The sequence below is a fragment of the Alphaproteobacteria bacterium US3C007 genome (genome assembly GCA_034423775.1).
GTDB lineage: Bacteria > Pseudomonadota > Alphaproteobacteria > Rhodobacterales > Rhodobacteraceae > Thalassovivens > Thalassovivens spotae.
The window spans coordinates 455,445-476,252 of record CP139918.1; the positions used below are offsets into that span (position 1 = coordinate 455,445).

A 20,808-nucleotide genomic window follows, 5' to 3' on the forward strand; every position below is an offset into this window, starting at 1 on the left:
ACCGGTGTGAGCCGCGCAGCAATGAAGGAGCGCTTAATGTTTGAAAACCTGTCCGAACGCCTCTCTGGTGTTTTCGATCGGCTGACCAAACAGGGTGCGCTGTCCGAAGACGACGTTAAAACAGCGCTGCGCGAGGTCAGGGTCGCCCTGCTTGAGGCGGATGTCTCGCTGGGCATCGCGCGTGATTTTGTGAAAGCCGTCCAAGAAAAAGCCACGGGGCAATCGGTCACAAAATCAGTGACTCCAGGCCAGCAAGTCGTAAAGATCGTTCATGATGAACTGGTACACGTGCTGGCCGGAAGCGAAGATCCCGGTGCGTTGAAAATTGACAGCGCGCCAGCACCCATTTTGATGGTGGGTTTGCAAGGCTCGGGCAAAACGACCACCACGGCAAAACTTGCAAAGCGTTTGAAAGAGAAAGATGGCAAACGCATTTTGATGGCCTCGCTCGATGTCAACCGCCCCGCGGCGATGGAACAATTGCAGATTCTAGGTCGGCAAATCGGTGTCGACACATTGCCGATTGTAAAGGGCGAAGATCCTGTAAAAATCGCCAAACGCGCTAAAACACAAGCCAGTTTAGGTGGCTATGACGTTTACATATTGGACACAGCAGGCCGGTTGCATATCGATCAGGAATTGATTGCGCAAGCCGCCGCGGTGCGCGATGTTGCCCAGCCGCGCGAAACATTATTGGTCGTCGATGGCTTAACCGGTCAAGACGCTGTGAACGTGGCCACCGAATTTGATGATAAAATTGGCGTCACGGGCGTTGTATTGACCCGCATGGATGGCGATGGCCGCGGCGGCGCCGCGCTTTCAATGCGCGCCGTTACCGGCAAACCAATCCGGTTTGTGGGCTTAGGTGAGAAAATGGAGGCGCTAGAGCTGTTCGAACCCGAGCGGGTTGCGGGCCGCATTCTGGGCATGGGCGATATCGTCGCGCTGGTGGAAAAAGCCCAGGAAACGATCGAGGCTGAACAAGCCGAGCGCATGATGAAACGGTTCCAAAAGGGCCAATTCAACATGAATGATATGAAATCCCAGCTCGAACAAATGATGAAAATGGGCGGCATCGAAAGCATTATGGGCATGATGCCGGGCATGGGCAAAATGGCCAAGCAGGCCAGTGAAGCGGGTATGGATGATAAAGTGTTCAAGCGGCAAATCGCGCTGATCCAATCCATGACCAAAAAAGAACGCGCCAATCCCCAAATTCTACAAGCCAGCCGTAAAAAACGAATTGCCGCCGGCGCGGGTCTGGAAGTAAGCGAATTGAACAAACTGCTCAAGATGCAGCGCCAAATGGGCGATATGATGAAAAAAATGGGCAAGATGGGCAAAGGCGGCATGCTAAAGCAGGCCATGCGGGGCATGTTCGGCAAGGGCGGAATGCCGCCCGGGATGGATCCCAGCCAAATGGATCCAAAAGCTTTGGAAGCCGCGGCAAAACAAATGGGTGGGGCCGGTCTTGGGAAAATGCCAGGCGGACTGCCCGGTTTGGGGGGCGGCGCCTTGCCCCCCGGCCTCTCGGGCTTCGGAAAAAAGAAATGATTTTTGCATGTCCGTCCCGTTTATTGGCGCGTCGCCCGGCTTTTAAAAAACCGAAGCCGCAAAGCCATTCGTTTTGCAGATATTCAAATCCAGCCATGCCTGTCCTGCAAGGTCAAACCGCAATAAGCGCAAGGGCAGGAGCATCAACATGCCTCTGACCAACGCCCCTCGCCTGCACAGCCAAGAGCTGATCCTGCGCGGACCTGAATTGCAGGATGCCGAGCCGATAATCGCCTTCCTGCAAGATGAACGCCGGTCCACAGGGTTCGGCCATCTGCCCGAACGCGGCGCAGCCTGGCGCTGGTTTGCGTTGAATGTGGGGCATTGGCATATTCACGGCTATGGCTATTTCACGATTGAAACCAAAACCGGCGAGATTGCCGGTATCAGCGGCATCTGGAACCCCGAAACCTGGCCCGAGCCAGAACTTGGCTGGGTGGTTTTTGACGGCTTTGAGGGGCGTGGTATCGCCTATGAAGCGGCCTGCCGGGCCCGCCTCTGGGCTTACGAAAATCTCGGCTTTACCACTTTGACCAGCAATATTGTGCCCGGCAATGAGCGCTCTATCGCATTGGCCAAACGCATGGGCGCGTTTTTTGAGCGCAATTATTACAACTCTAATATGGGGGAAGACATGCTCTACCGCCATCCTAGCCCCGAGGCGCTGACTTGATGCCAATATATATCGCTTTAATCTGGCCGATATACCGGTTTCGGGTTTCTATGCGCAATCTGTGGAGACCCGAATGACCGATAAAGTAACATTAGCCGCCACTGTTCTGAAAGAACATCGCCAAAGTATCGACCGGCTTGATGCTATCTTAATCTATACGCTGGGTGAACGTTTCAAGCACACCCAAGCCGTGGGCACATTGAAGGCCGAGCATGACTTGCCCCCCTCAGACCCAACGCGCGAGGCCACACAGATTGCAAGGCTTGAGGATTTGGCAGTGCAAGCCGATCTCGACCCGCAATTTGCCAAAAAATTTCTGAATTTTGTCATTCAGGAAGTCATCCGACATCACCAAGAACACCAATCCTAGGGGCTCTGCCCCAACCGCCATTCTAAAGGAGAATATCAAATGGCTATGAAAATCCGTCTTGCCCGTGGTGGCAGCAAAAAGCGTCCATTTTATCGCATCGTTGCGGCTGATAGCCGTATGCCGCGCGATGGCCGCTATGTTGAAAAACTGGGCACATATAATCCGTTGCTGCCAAAAGACAGCGAAGACCGTGTGAAAATGAACCTAGAGCGGGTGCAGTATTGGATGAGCGAAGGCGCGCAGGTCACCGATCGCGTATCAAGAATGTTGGAAGCCGCCGGCGTGATTGAAAAGAAAGAGCGCAACAACCCGAAAAAAGCGATCCCTGGTAAGAAAATGCAGGATCGTGCGGAAGAAAAAGCTGCAAAAGCCGCAGAAGCAAGCGCCGCAGTAGAAGAGGCCGAGGCCCCCGTTGAAGAGGCGGAAGCCCCAGCAGAAGACACCAGCGAAGCCCCTGCCGCCGAGACTGCAGAAAGCTAAATCGAGCAGCCTTTTTGAGGCGCCTCTCTATCACAGCCTTGTCCATAAGCTTCAGTATGGGCAGGGCAACACCCATTTGCATCACTCCATTGTCAGATTAGGCCCCATAACCACCTCCAAGCCAAGCTCTGATGCTCTCTGGAGCGAAAAAATGGCCCATTTTTCGATCGCATAGATATCTCATGCTTTTTCGCCCTTTTCGATTGCTGATTTTACTTGGAATTGCCTTCATTGCGGGCATTCTATACGAGCGGGGTGAGATGAAAGCCCGCTGCACACACGTTGGCGGTGATATAGAAAGTGGTTTTTGTGAAAGGTAATCAATGCCCGAACACATGATTTGCGTGGCCGCAATCGCCGGTGCCTTTGGCGTGCATGGCGACGTGCGCCTGAAAAGCTTCACCGCTGACCCCAGCGCTTTGGAAGCCTATGCCCCGCTGGTAACGCAAGACAACGCGCAGAGCTTCACCGTCCATCTGACGGGGCGAACCAAAAATGCCCTTACCGGCCGTTTATCCGGCGTTACCAGCAAAGAGCAGGCTGATGCGCTGAAGGGGGTGAAACTGTTCGTTCCAAGAGACCGCCTGCCCAGCTTGCCCGATGATGAGTTTTACCACGCCGATCTGGAAGGCTTGCAGGTCTTTGACAGTGGCGGTCAAGATTGGGGCCATGTTATGACCGTACAGAACCACGGCGCCAGCGATTTGCTTGAAATTCAAGGCCCCAATTTGAAGGCCAGCATATTGCTGCCCTTCACCCGCGCTGCGGTTCCCACCGTTGATCTGGCACAAGGCAAGATTATCATCGATCCACCCGATGGAGTTTTGCCAGATTTACCATGAGCCAGCAAAGCAAATCCCACGGGCGTAAATCCATAAGTGCAAATTTGCAGCCGCGCGCCTTGATGACCCCATCGCCGCAGCTTGCCGGCGTGTGGACAGCGCAAATTCTAACGCTCTTTCCCGAAGCTTTTCCGGGCGTTTTGGGAGAAAGCCTGACCGGCCGTGCGTTAAAAGACGGCAAATGGGCGCTTGATACGATTGATTTGCGCCTGTTTGGAGAGGGCAGGCATAGAAATGTCGATGATACGCCTGCTGGTGGCGGCGCGGGCATGGTGCTGAAACCCAATGTCGTGGGCGCAGCGCTCGATTGGGCACTGGCGCAGCAAAAAACGCCATTACCAATGGTCTGCCTCTCACCGCGCGGAACGCCGTTTACGCAAGCAAAGGCCCGCGCTTGGGCGAATGCTGGCGGTGTCACAATGCTATGCGGGCGCTTTGAGGGGATTGATCAGCGGGTGATTGATCATTACCAGCTGGAAGAGGTTTCACTGGGCGATTTTGTTCTGACCGGTGGTGAAATCGCCGCGCAAGCGATGATCGATGCGACAGTGCGCCTGTTGCCAGATATTTTGGGCAACGAGGCTTCCATCGCAGAAGAAAGCCATATGGCGGGCTTGCTAGAGCACCCCCATTATACCCGGCCAGCCCTTTGGAATGGCCGCCCTATTCCCGATGTCTTACAATCAGGCCATCATATCAATATTGCCAAATGGCGACAGGAGATGTCGCAGCAGGTGACCAAAGAAAAGCGCCCAGATCTATGGGCCGCTTTTCAAAACGCGCTTGGGAAACCAGATCCAAAGGATTAAACTGCGAATTATATCGCAGGTTTGGGTGCACTCCCTCTCTCTGGCAAATTGTGATATAAAACCCAATGGGAAAGGAACATGGCATGGCAGGCTTAAACCCGGCGCATCTCTCCTTGCTTGATGTGATTGGAAACACCCCTGCGATTTGGTTGGACCGCTGGGTAGCCCATCACAAACTTGACGGGCGCATTCTGGCCAAGCTTGACTATTTGAACCCCGGATTTTCTAAAAAAGACCGCGCAGCCAAAGCGATTATTGAGGCGGCTGAAAGCAGCGGCGCATTGCAACCGGGGCAATGCGTTATCGAGCTGACAAGCGGCAATATGGGCACCGGGTTGGCCATCGTTTGCGCGCTTAAAAACTATCCGTTTGTCGCGGTTATGTCACACGGCAATTCACCAGAACGGGCACGAATGATGCGCGCTTTAGGCGCAGAAGTAATATTGGTTGACCAAGCCCCCGGCGCGCAGAAGGGGCAGGTTTCGGGGGCAGATCTAGCCAAGGTTGAAGAAAGGGCGCAAAGATTGGTGGCAGAGCGCAACGGCTTTCGCGCAGACCAATTTCATCATCCGGCAAATCGCGGCGCGCATCTGACAACAACGGGGCCGGAACTTTGGCAGCAAAGCGGCGGGCAACTTGATGCCTTTGTCGATTTTGTTGGATCCGGGGGCACCTATGCGGGTACAATTCAGGCGCTCAAGGCGTTTAACCCCGCCTGTAAAGGCTACGTGGTCGAACCTGATGGCGCGGCGGTGCTGTCTGGCCAAGGCGCAACGCAGCCCCAGCATCCAATCCAAGGCGGGGGCTATGCCATGAAACAACTCGCCGCGCTTGCCTCTAGCGATATCGACGGCTATCTCACCGTCACCGGCAATGACGCCAAAGAGGCGACACGCGGTTTAGCCCGGCTTGAAGGGGTTTTTGCGGGCTTTTCCGCAGGCGCCAATTTGGCGGCCGCCGCCAAGCTTTTACAACGCACGCATAAAGGCGAAACCATCGCCATTATAATATGCGATAGCGGTTTGAAATATCTCTCTACGGATCTGTGGGGCTAAGCGGCAGGCCTCCCACCTCTTGGCAACCAAATCTACGGTGAATTACCCCTTGATCCTAACCGCAATTGACTGTTATACGCGCCACGCATCCTGCGCCACGCCCGCTTTGAGCTCTGGCACCTCACCGATGCGCGGCCAAATGGCACAAACAATGATGACCGGACCCTCTGACGGGCTTATCAAATGATAGGAACCCGACCAAAGATCAAGAGTTCTGCGGCACGCACAAGATAACGGATAAAACCGTATTAAAAAGGAGATAGCGATGGATATTATCGCTCAGATAGAGGCCGAACAAATGGCCTCACTCGGGAAGAGCATTCCCGATTTCAAAGCTGGAGACACGATTCGCGTTGGCTATCGTGTAACAGAAGGCACACGAACCAGAATTCAAAATTACGAAGGCGTCTGCATTGCCCGCAATAACGGAAAAGGTATTGCCGGATCCTTTACCGTGCGTAAGATTTCATTCGGTGAAGGCGTTGAGCGGGTCTTTCCGCTGTTCTCGACCAATATCGACAGCATTACGGTTGTACGTCGCGGTAAAGTAAGACGCGCCAAACTGTATTACTTGCGCGAGCGCCGTGGTAAATCAGCCCGTATCGCCGAGCAAACCAATTACCGCGCGCCATCTGCCGCGGCTGAAAGCTAAGGAGCGGGTCTATGAGAAAAGATATTCACCCAGACTACCATTTCATCGATGTCAAAATGACCGATGGATCCGTTATTCAAATGCGTTCAACTTGGGGCAAAGAGGGCGACACATTGGCGCTTGATATTGATCCGTCAGCGCATCCAGCATGGAATGGCGGAAACGCGCGCTTGCTTGACACAGGCGGGCGGGTTTCGAAGTTTAAACAAAAATATGACGGCTTGGGCTTCTAAACCCAATACAGTCAGAAGCAAAAGAAGCCGCTGTTTTTGCAGCGGCTTTTTTTATGCCTGCAGATTGCGCCAGCCGCTTGCTTTACCCATCTTGCTTTCTATCATAACCTAACAGCTTAATAAGACACGGTGAGCCGAGCCATACTTTGTCATGTTTTCGAACCGGCCAAAAAGCAATCGAACCACTGTTTCAACCCATGGTAAAAAGGCCGGTAACGATGCCTGATGAACAGTCAGACAGCCCCATCGATCACAAGCATAACTGTATTTGGCTGCACGCCGCCAATCGAGAGATGCTAGGAGCCACCACGCATCTGGCACAACAGCTTCTGCACAGGCATCAAAACGTTACAGTATTGCTGACATATACTTGGAACACTAAGCACCAGCTCAATCTACATCCCCGCCTCTCATCGCAAATGGTCACGAATGATAGCGGTTCTACCGCGCGCAGCCTATTGCAACGCTTCAACCCGAGAAGCTTAGTATGGCTTGGCGGAGATGTGATGCCCAAAATCATAAGCGAATTGCATAAAGAGGGCTGCAAGATGACGCTGGTCGCGGATGCTGTAGAGACTTTAAAAACCAGACGCTTTACCCTGTTCACACCGGCAATCGCAAAAGCGGTGCGGTTATTCTCAACATATTATGCCCTTGATGCCAAAGCCGCTACATTGCTGGCCAGATTAGGGGTTGTGGCGTCAAAAATTAAGATTAACGGTCCTTTGCAGCAAGGCTATGTTTTGTCAGAGACGCGCGAAGAAGATCCGCCCATTGTAAAACAGCTGGTAACCGGGCGCCCTGCTTGGATGGCCATAAATGTGACAGATCGCGAGCTGACAGCAATTTTGCAAGCCCAGCGCGTGGTGATGCGACAAGCCCACCGCATGCTGTTGCTGATCACCATGCGCCCATCCGATGAGGCTGATCAAATCCTCGCCGTTGCGCAGGGTTTAGATTTGAACGCCGCGCTCTGGCAGACCGGTCTAGAGATAGGCCAAAATCTTGATGTAATCATGATCCCCGCTCAGATTGACCTGACATCATGTTTTCGTTTGGCCCCCTTGTGCTTCTTGGGCCAATCATTATTTGAAACCGGGCAGGGTCAAAGCCCTTATCAGGCAGCTGCCTTGGGCGCCGCCATTATCGTTGGGCCATTTGTTGGTGCGCATATGGCCGATTATGATCGGCTATACGAAGCGGGCGGCTTGCGGCGCGTAAACGATCCGAATGAATTGGCGACGGCCGTGTTGCAGATGAGCGCACCCGAGCAAGCTGCGCAAACCAGCCTCGCCGCCTGGACCGTGGTGTCACAAGGCGCAGAAGTGACAGATGCGCTGACAGCTCTGGCGCTGGATCAATTAGGCGGCTAAAAGTAAACTATGCATGCACCAAATTTCTGGTATAATTCGCCGCAGCGCCCTGGATTTTCGGCGCGCATACTCGCCCCGCTTGGGCAGATCTACGGGCTTGCGACCGCTTGGCGCGTGGCGCGCCCGGCCACGCTTTCACCTCGCTGCCCTGTAATTTGTATTGGCAATTTGAATGCCGGTGGCACGGGCAAAACGCCCACCGTAATCGCCCTGTTGAACATGTTAATAGCGGCTGGGCGAAACCCGCATGTTCTGAGCAAAGGCTATGGCGGCACGCTCACAGGACCAATACGCGTTGATCCGGCGCAACACCGCGCAGAAGAAAGCGGCGACGAGCCATTGCTTTTGGCCGCGTTTGCCCCGACTTGGGTTGCAAAATCGCGCAGCGCAGGCGTGAAAGCGGCCCAACAAGCTGGCGCCGATGTGATTTTGTTGGATGACGGGTTCCAAGACCCCTCGATCAAAAAAACTGTAAGCATCGTGGTGGTGGACGCGGCATTGGGCTTTGGCAATGGCCGCTGCATTCCGGCCGGGCCGCTGCGCGAAACGATTCCCAATGGCTTGCGCCGCGCCGATATCATCCTGTCAATTGGCGAGCAAGCCGCGCAAACAATATTCGCCAAAACCTGGGGGCATATAGTGCCGTGTAGGCATTTCACCGCCCAGCTTTCCCCGCTTCAAACCGGGTTAGACTGGTCTGAAGGACGTTATTTTGCCTTTGCCGGTATCGGCCAGCCCGAAAAATTTTTCACAACGCTAAAGCGCCTTGGCGCCCATATTGTTGGCACCCAGCCTTTGGTAGATCATCAAATATTAACCCCTGCGCTTCTCAAGCGCTTGCAAAATCAGGCGCAGGCGCTTGATGCGCAACTTGTCACTACCGAAAAGGACGCGGTGCGCCTGCCGCAAGCTTTCAAACGCGATATTCTAACGGTACCCGTACGGCTAGAAATCTCTGAGCTCGACGCTTTGCAGGGCTATCTTTTAAACGCCCTCAACCGCGCTTAAGCGTCAATCATATTCGCCCAGACTCGGCGAGGGGCGCGTTAAATTCAGCGATGCCTCAGAAAACTGAAAGGGTGAGCGCACGCTGGGGATACCATCAAGATTAAGCTGCATGTTCCGCGCGATCACCTGAGGATCCGCAAAAACTTGTGCCATATCATTAATCGGACCTGCAGGCACACCCGCCGCTTCACAAGCGCTTAACAGCGCATCTTTGGAAAACGTTTTTGTCTTTTGCATAAGCTGCGAGACCATTTTATCGCGATTTGTAATCCGGTCTGAATTTTTCAAAAACTCTGGCGCCTCAGCCATGTCAGCGAGGCCCAAAAGGCCACATAGCCGCTGATATTGGCCATCGTTACCCGTGGCGATGATGATATGCCCATCGGCGCAGTCAAACACCTGATAAGGCGTGAGGTTCGGGTGATAATTGCCCGTTCTTTCCGGCGCAGTGCCCGTTGATAAATAATTCAAGGCCTGATTGGCCATTACAGAAACCGCCGTATCCAAAAGCGACATGTCGATATGCTGCCCCCGGCCCGTGCTAGCGCGCATATGGATCGCCGAGAGGATCGCCGTGGTGGCGTAAACGCCCGTGAAAATATCGGTGATCGCTACACCCGCGCGCTGCGGTGCGCCATCGGGCTCACCCGTGATCGACATAAAGCCGGACATCCCCTGAATGATGTAATCATACCCCGCGCGATGCGCATAGGGACCGGTTTGCCCGAACCCAGTGATCGAACAATAGATCAACTGCGGATTCTCTTTGGCAAGACTGGCATAATCCAGCCCGTATTTTGCCAATCCGCCGACTTTAAAATTTTCGATCAGGATATCGGCATCCCTAACCAGGCGGCGCAACTCTTCTTGCCCCTCTGGCGTTCGAAAATCAATCACAACGCTTCTTTTTCCACGGTTGCAAGAATGAAAATACGCGGCGGTCTCTTCATCTTCACGCTGAATAAACGGCGGACCCCATTGCCGCGTATCATCCCCGCTTGGGGCTTCTACCTTAATCACTTCCGCGCCAAGATCGGCGAGGGTTTGCCCGGCCCAAGGACCAGCCAAAATCCGCGCAAGCTCAACCACCTTTAATCCGTCAAGCGGCGTAGCCATTCCAGCTAAAGCTTTTCGTCAAGGATTTTAGCAAACTCTTCATAATCCATGTTCTTATAAGGCTGTCCATCGATTAGGAAAGACGGCGTCGATTGGATGCCGTCGCGCTGCGCGTTTTCCTTGTACCACCCCACCAATGCCCGAAGTTTTTCGCCATCTTGCAAACAGCTGTCTAACGCCGCATCCTGCATACCCGATAAGCGTCCAATTTTTCGCAAGGCTTCCACGATCGCCAGATCATCTCCGGCCCGCGCCCATGTGCTTTGGCTGTTCAGGATCAAATCTGTCATACCGAAAAACCGATCTGGACCACTGCAGCGCGCGATCATTGACGCCCACATGCCGTATTTATCGAAATAAACCTCACGGAAAATAAATTTAACCTTGCCCGTATCGATATAATTTTTGCGCAATAACTTATACACATCAGAATGGAAACGGGCACAATGCGGGCAGGTGAATGAAGCATATTCGATCACAGTGATCGGGGCATCTTCGGCGCCTTGTACCATATCGATAATCTCAGCTGCACCCGCATCGGCATCGCTGCTTTGCGCGTTTGCGGCGAAGGGTAAGGCAAACTCTTGATCCAAAGCAGCCGTTTGGGGGGATTGATTCAGCCAAACCCCCAGTCCGACCGCGAGGCCAAACACCACAAACATATAAGCAAATTTGCGCATTTTTTATCCTTATTTTTCGATTTATTTCTCTTCTTGAGACTGTGTTAGAACATTCTGCCCCAACTGTTCAAGAGCGCGACGCAGCTTTGCATCACGCACCGGCTCTGCAAGGGTTTGCGCCTGTGCCTCTGCGGCTTTGTGCGCGCGCTTTGGCGCTGGCTTGGATTGCGGGGCAAAGACGGCTTGCGCCTCGGCAAATCCATGCGCGGAGGTTTGCGTAATTCGAATGCGCCGAATTGCGTTATAGCCATAGATGGCGTTGACGCGCCGGCGTAAGCTTTCCTTTTGCATTTCGATCATCGGGGCATGCGCGCCCATTGTCAGTATCGTCAACGTGCCCCCGAACCCTTGTTTGGCATAACTGACCTCGGTCGGGTAGGTCACATCGGCCAGATCTTCACCAACGATCTCACGCCAATGGGTCAGCACGCGGGGCTGGGCAAACCCACGGCTTTCGCCCAGTTTTCGAATGTGGGATTGCAACAAGGCAGAGGTCTGCTTAAACCCCTGCATAGCGCGTTTCTTGCCCGATTTCTTTTCGCTTACCGACATGAGCCCTAGCATAAGGCCTTCGAATGATCTTGCCAGCCCCTATACAAAAAAGTGAAGTAGATCATGCCACCTAGCGCCAAAGCAAGCGATCTTCTGTCTTGGTATGACGCTCATGCACGCGAAATGCCCTGGCGCGTAGCCCCGCAAGATCGCAAAAACGGGCAGATACCTGATCCCTATCGCATTTGGCTTTCAGAAATCATGCTGCAACAAACCACCGTTGCCGCCGTCAAAAAATATTTTCTGCGTTTCACCCAGCTTTGGCCCACGATTGGCGATCTTGCAGCAGCGCAAGACGCAGCCGTTATGGCGGAATGGGCCGGCCTTGGATATTACGCGCGGGCGCGCAATCTTTTGAAATGCGCGCGCGTCATCGCTACAGAATATGCAGGCAGGTTTCCAAACGATCAGGCCGCTTTGCGCGCGCTGCCCGGAATCGGCCCCTACACGGCAGCTGCGATTGGAGCGATTGCCTTTGATCGGCCCGAGACCGTGGTGGATGGCAACGTAGAGCGGGTGATGGCGCGCTTATTTGATATCCATACCCCGCTGCCAACGGCCAAACCAGAACTTACAGAAAAAGCCGACCATCTGACCCCGCGTGAAAGGCCCGGCGATTACGCCCAAGCCGTGATGGATTTAGGGGCAACGATTTGCACCCCAAAAAAACCAGCCTGCGGATTGTGCCCGTGGCGAGGCCCTTGCCGCGCCTTTCTGGCTGGCACGATGGCACAATTGCCGAAAAAAATTCCTAAAAAGCCCAAGCCAACGCGCTTTGGCATTGCCTATGTGGCCTGCCGTGAAGATGGCGCCTATCTTCTTGAGCGGCGCCCCGAGCGCGGCTTGCTAGGAGGGATGCTGGGTTGGCCCGGCAGCGATTGGAACGACGCCCCTGTTCCAGCACCTCCAATCACTGCCAATTGGCAGAAGATGCCTGGTGAAGTGCGCCACACATTCACCCATTTTCATCTTCATCTCACCGTTCGCAAAGCTGATATATTGATGCATACGACGCCGGGGCGCGGCGAATTTTTAAGCCGCGCGCAATTTCGCCCCACGGATCTTCCAACGGTGATGCGAAAAGTGTTTGATCTGGCCATTAAATAGCCACAAAGGCGGCTCAGATTGCCGCTGAGGTTATCGCTGGAACATCGGGCAAGTAGTTATACATGGCATCTGCGTTTAAATCTGCCCTGCCCTTTTGGATTGGTGTATCCATGGGGCCAATCATCATAGCTGCGGCGCTGCTTGGCGGCTTCTGGGTTTTGAGCATTCCCTTCGTCATTTGGTATGTTTTTCCAACGCTAGACGCGGTGCTTGGCAAAGAACAAACAAACCCCGCACCATCTGAAAAAAGCGTGCAGTTGAAATGGCATCGGCTTAACCTCCTACTCTGGCCAATTTTGCAATTTTTTATTTTATTCGGGCTGATCGCTTGTCACAAAAGGCTTGACCTAAATGGCTGGGAATTAATCGGGTTATTTTTTTCCCTTGGCGTGATGACGGGCACGATTGGCATCAATTATGCGCATGAGCTTATGCACCAACCCCGCCGAGGCGACCGTTGGCTCGCCGATATACTGATGGCGATGGTGCTCTATTCGCATTTTCGCAGCGAGCATCTTTTGGTGCATCACCGCTATGTAGGCACCCCCCGCGATGCTGTTACGGCGCGTTATAATGAAAACGTGTATCGCTTTTTCATCCGGGTTTTAAAAGCAAGCTATCTCTCCGCATTTCGCGCAGAAGCGCAGCGCCTCACCCGGCAGGGGTTGGCATGGTATGATCTCAAAAACCCCTTTTGGATCTACTGGCTACTGCAGTTGCTTATGCTTGGATTTGCATATGGTTTGGCGGGTTTTTGGGGTGTCTTTCTATTTGCTTTTCAGGCCTTTATTGCGGTTTTTCATCTCGAGCTTATTAATTACCTGGAACATTATGGCCTAACGCGAAAATATTTGGGAAACGGCAAATATGAAGCTGTTCAACCGCATCATTCTTGGAATGCAGAGCACCGTGCGACCAATTGGCTTCTGATCAACCTTCAGCGCCATTCTGACCACCATTACAAACCTGCCCGTGCCTATCCTTTGCTGCACACCTATCCAAAGCAACTTGCCCCACAGCTTCCCTACAGCTATCCGATCATGGGGATAATTGCAGTATATCCCAGACTTTGGCGTAAATTCATGAATCCGAAAGTGAAGGCATGGCGGGCCATGCATTATCCAGAAATAAGCAATTGGCAGCCCTATAACAAAGGCACAAACCCGCCACCAAATTAAAAAATCCCCGCTTCAAAAAGCGGGGAAGTGGTGGCTTTTCAGGCCACAGGCAAATACGTTTATCTCTTAGGGCTCAATTATATGCGCGGTGCAGCGTTAATTGGGCCGATTGCCCATTTCATCTCGAATTTGTTGGCGCAACAAATCGATGGGCACCTTCTTACCTTCGCGCTTGAAACACCAATAGGTCCAGCCGTTGCAGCTGGGCGCGCCTTCCAGCGCAGCGCCCACTTGATGGATCGAACCTTTGATATCGGCGGTCGCCAACGTGCCATCAGCACGCACTTTCACTTTATGCCGCCCGTTCAAACTGTGAAGCTCTTCACCCGGGCGCAGCATGCCACGCTCAACAAGCTGCCCAAAGGGCACCCGCGGTTCGGCGCGTTTTGCGGTTGTGACCTGAAGCGCCTCGCTGTCAAATTTACGTACCATCGCGATCCGTTTTTCTGCGACTTTGCGATAGGCCGCCTCTTGCTCGATGCCAATAAAATTACGACCCAGCATTTTCGCAACGGCACCGGTTGTGCCGGTGCCAAAAAACGGGTCTAAAATAACATCACCTGGTTGGCTGGCCCCCACCAAAATGCGGTGCAGCAAGCTTTCCGGCTTTTGGGTCGGGTGGGCTTTATCGCCCTGATCATTCTTCAACCTCTCATGACCATTACATATTGGCAGCAACCAATCGCTGCGCATTTGAATACCTTCATTCAATGCTTTCAGCGCGTCATAGTTAAATGTGTATTTCGAGTTTTCCGATTTTGATGCCCAAATCATTGTTTCATGCGCATTGGTAAACCGTTTGCCCCGAAAATTTGGCATGGGGTTGGCTTTGCGCCACACCACATCGTTCAAAATCCAATAGCTATGGTTCTGCAGCGCGGCGCCCACTCTAAAAATATTATGATACGAACCAATCACCCATATGGCGCCATCGGGCTTTAACAGGCGACGGGCCGCCTTCAGCCAAGCATTTGTGAACGCGTCATAGGCCGCGAAAGAGGAGAATTGATCCCAATCATCATCGACCGCATCAACGCGGCTGTTATCAGGGCGATGCAAATCACCTTTTAGCTGCAAATTATAGGGAGGGTCTGCAAAAATCAAATCAACCGACTCTGCCGGCAGGCTGTTCATCACCTCGATGCAATCGCCTGCCAAAATACTATTCACCGGCAACCCAACGGCTGCCTTCTTTGTTACTGTCTTCATTTTTCTGCCTCTTGAACCGGCGCATGTTTGCGCTCTTTTCTTGGCACTAAAATGAATCAAAGCTGATTCGCCGTCAATTTCTTTTTTGAATCAAGGGGTTATTTATTTTTTGAATACAAGATGTTGTGTATAGGTTTGAAAGAAACCCTATGATGTGGGGTCACACCAAGGCGCAGAAGGGCCGATTTATGCTCTGCTGAGGGATAGCCTGCATTTTTTTCCCAGCCATAACCGGGAAATGAGGCAGCCAAATCGCTCATCAAACGGTCGCGCACCGTCTTGGCAATGATCGAAGCGGCTGCGATGGATAAGGATTTTGCATCCCCCTTGATAATCGTACGATACGGCATCGGCAAATGGGCAGGTGCTTTATTGCCATCAATTAAGAGAAAATCGGCAGCTGTAGAAAGCCCTGCAACCGCCGTTCTCATCGCCAAGAGGCTTGCATTCAGGATATTGATATCATCAATCACCGACTCGGAAATATGCGCATAAGAGACAATTGAGGTTGCTTGGATTTGCTCAAATAGGCTTTCGCGGCGTTTTGCACTTAGCTTTTTTGAATCGTTCAACCCGTCGGGAATGGCCTTTGGGTCCAGAATAACCGCAGCCGCGGTAACAGGGCCTGCCAAAGGGCCGCGCCCCACCTCATCAACGCCCGCAACTTGCTGAAAGCCAGCCTGCCAAGCTTCAGTTTCATTGAAAAGATCCGGGCAATTCATACACGCGTGAAATCCGATTTCATAATCTTTGGCAAGCCCGTATTGGCGCGAACCCTATTCCAAACGCTTTTGGCACCGCAACATATGGCGCGAATCAAAGCCTTATCTCATTTTTTCAAACTTAACCCACCAGCTTGGCCCAAATTTTGCTGAAGATGTTGAGAAAGATATATTCACTCTGCAGGTTTTAAGCCCGCTCACATCGACAGAAGGAACAAAAGCGTGCTGCAGAAACCTTTACCAACACCCACCGCTTCAAAATATTTGCCAAATCACATCTCTGATGTTATCCACAGCTTAATCGAGCAAAAAAGATAACAATGTCAGCGTGTTACCAAGGAGCATTTTAAATGCATCTGCTTTGCCCGAAATGTGGATCAGGTTACAGGATCCCTAAAGACAAAATTCCCAGCAAAAACCGCGTCGTGATGTGCAGCAGCTGCAATCACATGTGGAAGCAAAATTTTGTGCCCGCACGCAGAAATTACGCAATCAAAAATCAAGCTGCGCAACACGCGCCCGTGCCCGCGCGCGAGCCCGCAACGCGGCGCGCCTACACCGCAGATGTGCTATCTGTGCTGCGCGAGGAGGCAGAAATAGAAACCAAGCTGCGCCATTAAACCACAAGATATGGTAGGAATTACCCGTTTTCTCGCATATTTACTACAAATAGAGAAATCTTTGAGCCATGCGTTCAAAACACTAAGAAACGGCCGCCTAAAAAACTTATGCCAATAATTTTTATATAAAAATTACAATGTTTTTCATGATCTTACAGGGCGACATGCATCAGGCACCATAGCTTCGCCATTTGAAATATTGTTTCAAGATCCGCGATGGAAAATCTCCCAAAATCCCATCCGAAAGTATCAATTTTTTAAAAAATATCCCCCAATGGACCGGTAAATTATCCCAACTGGCTACTGAACTCCATCCGTAAATATCATAACTTTTCAGGTGAGGCGCTAACTTCGCATCTTGTCGTTAGAATAAGAGCAAGCGAGCACGTAAAGGTAGGTTTTGTAGAGGTCAACGATGTCATTCGTGGATAATTTGTCCCGCAATATTGTGGGGTCTTCAGACGCCATGATGGCGCTTCGAAAATCGGTGATGGATGTTGCCGAGCATAATATCCCCGTATTAATCCTTGGTCCCAGCGGATCTGGCAAAGAAGTCGTTGCACAATCCTTAGCAGATCTATCAGGTAGATCTGGCAAGTTGATTTCAGTGAATTGCGCCTCTATTCCCAAATCTCTGCTTGAAGCTGAGCTTTTTGGCTATGAAAAAGGAGCATTTACAGGTGCAAGCAAAACCCACAAGGGCAAGTTTGAACAAGCACATAACGGCACCCTGTTTTTAGATGAAATTGGCGATATGCCACTTGATTTACAATCGAAATTGTTGCGGGCTTTGGAAACTAAATGTTTCTCGCCGGTCGGCTCGTCGCGCGAAATCGAAGTAGACTTCCGGTTGATCTGCGCCACGCACAAAAATCTATATAAGCAAGTTGTCCTTAAGAATTTTCGCTCAGACCTGTTTTTCAGGATCAGCGCCTTTCCGATCCGTGTGCCTGCACTGAAAGATCGCTCGGGCGATATTGAAAACCTCGTCTATCATTTGGCGCAGCAACTGACCCTGTCAGGTCAGTCAAATATGAAATTTGAAATTGAAGGTGATGCGCTTTGGTTGCTGAAAACCTTCTCTTGGCCCGGAAATGTGCGCCAGTTGCGCAACGTTATCGAATGTTTGATTATTCGTTCGGGTGGTCAGGCGATCAACGCAATCCAAGTGCAACAGGCTTTACGAGAACAAAACGAACAAGGCTTAAATGACCAAGGATCACCGGCGCAGCAAGCCTTGAACGCTGAAGAGTCCAACAGATCACCGCTGGATTCGGTAACCGATTACCGCAGCTTTTTTGTGTCAAATGGCAAGTTGATGATTGCAGAGCATTTAAAAACTGTAGAGCGCAAAGTGGTCGCCGCGGCCTTAGTGGCGGCCGAGAATGATGTAGAACTGGCCGCAAAGATGTTACATCTCTCTGTGTCCGAACTGTTCGACAAAAAGCAAACACTCGATCTGTAAACACTGCTCCAAGGCTCGTCTGCCAGCGTAGCTGGAACGTTGAACCGCACGGCGCGCTCAGCATGACACCGGCCCTTAACGAGCAGCTTAAACTTATGCAAAGAATTTCATGTAAGAGGCAGAAGGGTTATTGAACAATGGCCCAAAATGATTACATCCCCTCAACAACATGTCATCTGACCAAAGGACCCCCCAATGGCGAGTACCACGCGCGAATTTGAAGCCGATACCGGAAAAATACTGAACATCGTTATCAACTCACTTTATTCAAACAAAGAAATCTTTTTGAGAGAGCTCCTCTCCAACGCGTCAGACGCCCTTCACAAGCGGCAATATCTGGGTCAGACAGATAGCAAATTGCTCAGCGCCGATGCGGCCGAGATTTCAATTACATTGAATAAAAAGCGCAAAACCATCGCGATCAGCGATAGCGGCATAGGCTTGGACCAGGAAGATTTGATCGAAGCTCTCGGCACAATCGCCCGATCTGGCACCAAAGCCTTTATCGAACAAATCGAAGAAGCCGCGGAAAAAGACAAGGATGCAATAAGCCTAATCGGTCAATTCGGCGTTGGCTTTTACGCCTCATTCATGGTGGCCGATAAAGTGGAAGTGCACACATTAAAAGCAGGTCAGGATCAAGGATATTCTTGGCAAAGCGATGGCCAATCCGGCTATGAAATCAACGCAAGCAGCGCGCGCGACACCGTTGGTACCACGGTTGTTTTGCATCTTAAAAAAGAGGCGAAAGAGTTTTTGGAAGACATCCGGATCCAAACCCTCGTAAAGAAATATTCAGATCATATCGCCTATCCAATCCAATTGATGAAAGACGATCAAACCTCTGAAGTGTTAAACTCTGTGGAAGCGCTTTGGACAAAACCTGCAAAAGACATCACGCAAGAGCAGTATAATAATTTTTATCAGAGCCATAGCGGACAATATGACACGCCGTTTTTGACCCTGCATAACAAAGCCGAAGGCGCTGTAGAATTTACCAACCTGCTATTTTTACCAAGCCAAAAGCCTTTTGATCTTTTTGATCCAGAACGCAAAACAAAAGTTCAGCTTTATGTAAACCGCGTGTTCATAACGAACGAATTGAAGGATCTTATTCCAGAATGGCTGCGCTTTGTGCGCGGCATCATTGATACGGCCAGCCTGGACCTGAATGTCAGTCGGGAAATGCTACAACATAATGCAACGCTGCTTAAAATTCGCAAAGCCGTGACCAAGCGCGTGCTGTCCGAATTGGCGAAAAAGGTTAAAAAAGACGCGCAAGCCTATGAAGCGTTTTGGGCAAATTTTGGCCGCGTTTTGAAGGAAGGCATTTATGAAGATGCGGATAATCGCGACCGCATTTTAAAAATCTGCCGGTTTTATTCTTTGAAGCAAGATAAGATGATTTCGCTTGAAGATTATATCGATGCGATGCCTCAAACGCAGGACGATATCTATTACCTAGCCTCCGACTCTGTTGAAGCCGCAAAGCGCAGCCCGCATATCGAAGGCTTTGCGGAAAGAGACATTGACGTTTTACTGATGACAGACCCGATTGATGAGTTCTGGATTTCAACAAGTCCGAAATATTCAGAAAAATCTTTAATCTCTATTGCACGCGAAAACGTCGACCTATCCAAATTCGCCAAAGAGGGTGAAGCGGATGAAGCCGATGACCAAAATTCGGATATGTCCGATGTTATCGTAAAGCTGAAAGCGGCATTGGGTGAAAAAGTATCGGATATTCGGGTGTCCAGCACCCTGACCTCAAGCCCGGTGCGCTTGGTCGCCGCAGATGGAGGCCTTGATTTCAACCTCGAGCGTATCATGAAAGCGCAAAATCCGGATTACACGGGCAGCGCCAAAGTGTTAGAACTGAACGCAACGCATCCGATAATGCAAAAGCTAAAAGCACAGCCCGAAGAAACCGATCAGGGCCTTGATGCACTGGCTTTAGTGTTGTTTCAACAAGCGCGTATTTTAGATGGTGAAATGCCCGAAGATCCCACATTGTTTATTCAAAATGTAAACCAGTTAATCGCTTCAGGAATATAAAGCGCAAAGGCCCATGTTGTTATTTGCCTGCCCGCTCAAGGGCAGGCTCACCTGCTTGTCTGTAGAGAAAAAACCCCAAGGCCCCTACCACCAAAACACCGCCAAGCAAGGTCAGCGAATTCGGCGTTTCTTTGATACCAAGCCAAACCCATAAAGGGCCCAAAACCGTTTCTAACAGCATAATCATGCTCACATTGGCAGCGGATGTCAGCCGCGATGCCTTTGACAGCAAGAAAAAAGAAACGGGCAAAATAATCAATCCCGTGACCGAGATATAAATGAGGCTTGCGCCTCTCACCTGCCAAGCCGCAGGCCAAAGATAAAAGGCGGTGCACCCGGCGATCAGCGCGCCGAGCCCGATCGCCAATTCAAACGGCACAGTTTTATTTTTCCGAATAATTACAAAGTTAAAGGCCAGACTAATGGCAACCGCAAGCCCACAACACGCCCCCAACAGCGTTTCAAAATCAATATTCATGCCCCTTTCGATATCGCCAGCAACCGACATGAGGATTCCAGAAAACACCAAGACTATGGTTGCCCAAACGCGGCGATCCGCCAGTTCCCCCAATAGAAAATAACCCAGCAAAGCCGCAATAACGGGCACAGTAGCAACGGCCAACAACACCACAGCCACGGGCGCAAGCGCGATTCCAAAGGCAAAGAATGAGGCATTTCCAATCTGGCAAATGACCAAAGACCAAAACCCAAAAGACGAAACGCGCGCGCGGTTCCCTTTTCCTTCCTTGAAGCGCGCGATCAACCCGATCGATAAAAACACCAATCCAGCCAAACATGCGCGCCACGCCAACATAGCTCCGCCATCCAATCCGGACAGGCGCATTAAAAGCGTATCGGGCGTTAATAACAAAGCCCCTGCCAGCGCCAGCATGAGCCCATTGCCTAAATTATTCATTCACCTGCCCTATTCTCAATGATCAACCAACCCTAAAACGGTTTATTGCTATCGTTTTGATTTGTAAGAAATCTCTGGGTTAATATGTAGAAAGCAGCCCGTCCTTGATCAGCGTTGTGCAAGTGCCCTTGTGATTTTG

General features: G+C 51.4%; 23 protein-coding genes. 17 read left to right on the top strand and 6 right to left on the bottom strand.

The window, feature by feature from the left end; all coding sequences use genetic code 11:
• Window positions 1-36: 36 nt before the first annotated feature.
• The 12 genes from ffh to lpxK all read left to right on the top strand — a co-directional run bounded on the left by ffh (window position 37) and on the right by lpxK (window position 9,049).
• Complete coding sequence (gene ffh / locus UM181_02325) at window positions 37-1,554, top strand: signal recognition particle protein (GenBank protein WQC63467.1); 1,518 nt, start codon at window positions 37-39, stop codon at window positions 1,552-1,554.
• Between the two features lie 148 nt (window positions 1,555-1,702).
• On the top strand, window positions 1,703-2,227 hold the full coding sequence (locus UM181_02330) for a GNAT family N-acetyltransferase (GenBank protein ID WQC63468.1): 525 nt from the start codon (window positions 1,703-1,705) through the stop codon (window positions 2,225-2,227).
• 73 nt (window positions 2,228-2,300) lie between these two features.
• On the top strand, window positions 2,301-2,597 hold the full coding sequence (locus UM181_02335; protein WQC63469.1) for a chorismate mutase: 297 nt from the start codon (window positions 2,301-2,303) through the stop codon (window positions 2,595-2,597).
• Between the two features lie 39 nt (window positions 2,598-2,636).
• A complete protein-coding gene (rpsP, locus tag UM181_02340) occupies window positions 2,637-3,077 on the top strand; it encodes a 30S ribosomal protein S16 (GenBank protein WQC63470.1) in 441 nt (146 codons plus the stop codon).
• 323 nt (window positions 3,078-3,400) lie between these two features.
• Window positions 3,401-3,919, top strand: a complete 519-nt coding sequence (gene rimM / locus UM181_02345) for a ribosome maturation factor RimM (GenBank protein WQC63471.1) — start codon at window positions 3,401-3,403, stop codon at window positions 3,917-3,919.
• Window positions 3,916-4,728: a tRNA (guanosine(37)-N1)-methyltransferase TrmD gene (trmD, locus tag UM181_02350; GenBank protein WQC63472.1), complete on the top strand. Its 813-nt coding sequence runs from the start codon at window positions 3,916-3,918 to the stop codon at window positions 4,726-4,728. The genes rimM and trmD overlap by 4 nt, the downstream gene beginning before the upstream one ends.
• A gap of 83 nt (window positions 4,729-4,811) precedes the next feature.
• Window positions 4,812-5,783 carry a cysteine synthase family protein gene (locus tag UM181_02355; protein ID WQC63473.1) on the top strand — a complete coding sequence of 324 codons (972 nt, stop codon included), beginning with the start codon at window positions 4,812-4,814 and terminating at the stop codon, window positions 5,781-5,783.
• Window positions 5,784-5,802: 19 nt separating this feature from the next.
• Complete coding sequence (locus tag UM181_02360) at window positions 5,803-5,970, top strand: hypothetical protein (protein WQC63474.1); 168 nt, start codon at window positions 5,803-5,805, stop codon at window positions 5,968-5,970.
• Window positions 5,971-6,048: 78 nt separating this feature from the next.
• Window positions 6,049-6,435, top strand: a complete 387-nt coding sequence (gene rplS, locus UM181_02365) for a 50S ribosomal protein L19 (GenBank protein ID WQC63475.1) — start codon at window positions 6,049-6,051, stop codon at window positions 6,433-6,435.
• 11 nt (window positions 6,436-6,446) lie between these two features.
• Window positions 6,447-6,668: a 50S ribosomal protein L31 gene (gene rpmE / locus UM181_02370; GenBank protein ID WQC63476.1), complete on the top strand. Its 222-nt coding sequence runs from the start codon at window positions 6,447-6,449 to the stop codon at window positions 6,666-6,668.
• A 218-nt stretch (window positions 6,669-6,886) separates the two neighbouring features.
• Window positions 6,887-8,041 (top strand): glycosyltransferase N-terminal domain-containing protein, encoded by a 1,155-nt coding sequence (locus tag UM181_02375; protein ID WQC63477.1) that lies wholly within the window; start codon window positions 6,887-6,889, stop codon window positions 8,039-8,041.
• A gap of 9 nt (window positions 8,042-8,050) precedes the next feature.
• A complete protein-coding gene (gene lpxK / locus UM181_02380) occupies window positions 8,051-9,049 on the top strand; it encodes a tetraacyldisaccharide 4'-kinase (GenBank protein WQC63478.1) in 999 nt (332 codons plus the stop codon).
• Between the two features lie 3 nt (window positions 9,050-9,052).
• Here the strand turns inward: lpxK and UM181_02385 are convergent, their stop codons facing one another.
• From UM181_02385 to UM181_02395, 3 genes are read right to left on the bottom strand one after another with little or no spacing between them, the layout of a single operon-like run.
• Complete coding sequence (locus UM181_02385) at window positions 9,053-10,165, bottom strand: CaiB/BaiF CoA-transferase family protein (protein WQC63479.1); 1,113 nt, start codon at window positions 10,163-10,165, stop codon at window positions 9,053-9,055.
• A 5-nt stretch (window positions 10,166-10,170) separates the two neighbouring features.
• Complete coding sequence (locus tag UM181_02390) at window positions 10,171-10,845, bottom strand: DsbA family protein (protein WQC63480.1); 675 nt, start codon at window positions 10,843-10,845, stop codon at window positions 10,171-10,173.
• A gap of 21 nt (window positions 10,846-10,866) precedes the next feature.
• Window positions 10,867-11,397, bottom strand: a complete 531-nt coding sequence (locus tag UM181_02395) for a DciA family protein (protein WQC63481.1) — start codon at window positions 11,395-11,397, stop codon at window positions 10,867-10,869.
• Window positions 11,398-11,460: 63 nt separating this feature from the next.
• On the opposite strand from UM181_02395, the gene mutY reads away from it, so the two are divergent.
• Together mutY and UM181_02405 are read left to right on the top strand one after the other, a co-directional pair.
• The gene (mutY, locus tag UM181_02400) at window positions 11,461-12,504 is read left to right on the top strand and encodes an A/G-specific adenine glycosylase (GenBank protein WQC63482.1); all 1,044 of its coding nucleotides are present in this window, start codon (window positions 11,461-11,463) and stop codon (window positions 12,502-12,504) included.
• Between the two features lie 62 nt (window positions 12,505-12,566).
• A complete protein-coding gene (locus tag UM181_02405) occupies window positions 12,567-13,682 on the top strand; it encodes an alkane 1-monooxygenase (protein WQC63483.1) in 1,116 nt (371 codons plus the stop codon).
• 96 nt (window positions 13,683-13,778) lie between these two features.
• On the opposite strand, the gene UM181_02410 is transcribed toward UM181_02405, so the two are convergent.
• Window positions 13,779-14,891: a site-specific DNA-methyltransferase gene (locus tag UM181_02410; GenBank protein WQC63484.1), complete on the bottom strand. Its 1,113-nt coding sequence runs from the start codon at window positions 14,889-14,891 to the stop codon at window positions 13,779-13,781.
• Window positions 14,892-14,989: 98 nt separating this feature from the next.
• Window positions 14,990-15,613 (bottom strand): ribonuclease HII, encoded by a 624-nt coding sequence (locus tag UM181_02415; GenBank protein WQC63485.1) that lies wholly within the window; start codon window positions 15,611-15,613, stop codon window positions 14,990-14,992.
• A 350-nt stretch (window positions 15,614-15,963) separates the two neighbouring features.
• Here UM181_02415 and UM181_02420 point away from each other — a divergent pair, with 350 nt between their 5' ends.
• The 3 genes from UM181_02420 to htpG all read left to right on the top strand — a co-directional run bounded on the left by UM181_02420 (window position 15,964) and on the right by htpG (window position 19,753).
• Window positions 15,964-16,233 carry an MJ0042-type zinc finger domain-containing protein gene (locus tag UM181_02420; GenBank protein ID WQC63486.1) on the top strand — a complete coding sequence of 90 codons (270 nt, stop codon included), beginning with the start codon at window positions 15,964-15,966 and terminating at the stop codon, window positions 16,231-16,233.
• Between the two features lie 415 nt (window positions 16,234-16,648).
• Window positions 16,649-17,698, top strand: a complete 1,050-nt coding sequence (locus tag UM181_02425; GenBank protein WQC63487.1) for a sigma-54 dependent transcriptional regulator — start codon at window positions 16,649-16,651, stop codon at window positions 17,696-17,698.
• Between the two features lie 195 nt (window positions 17,699-17,893).
• Entirely contained in the window at window positions 17,894-19,753 is a 1,860-nt protein-coding gene (htpG, locus tag UM181_02430) for a molecular chaperone HtpG (protein WQC63488.1), read from the top strand.
• Window positions 19,754-19,772: 19 nt separating this feature from the next.
• On the opposite strand, the gene UM181_02435 is transcribed toward htpG, so the two are convergent.
• Window positions 19,773-20,669 carry a DMT family transporter gene (locus tag UM181_02435; protein WQC63489.1) on the bottom strand — a complete coding sequence of 299 codons (897 nt, stop codon included), beginning with the start codon at window positions 20,667-20,669 and terminating at the stop codon, window positions 19,773-19,775.
• Between the last annotated feature and the right edge of the window lie 139 nt (window positions 20,670-20,808).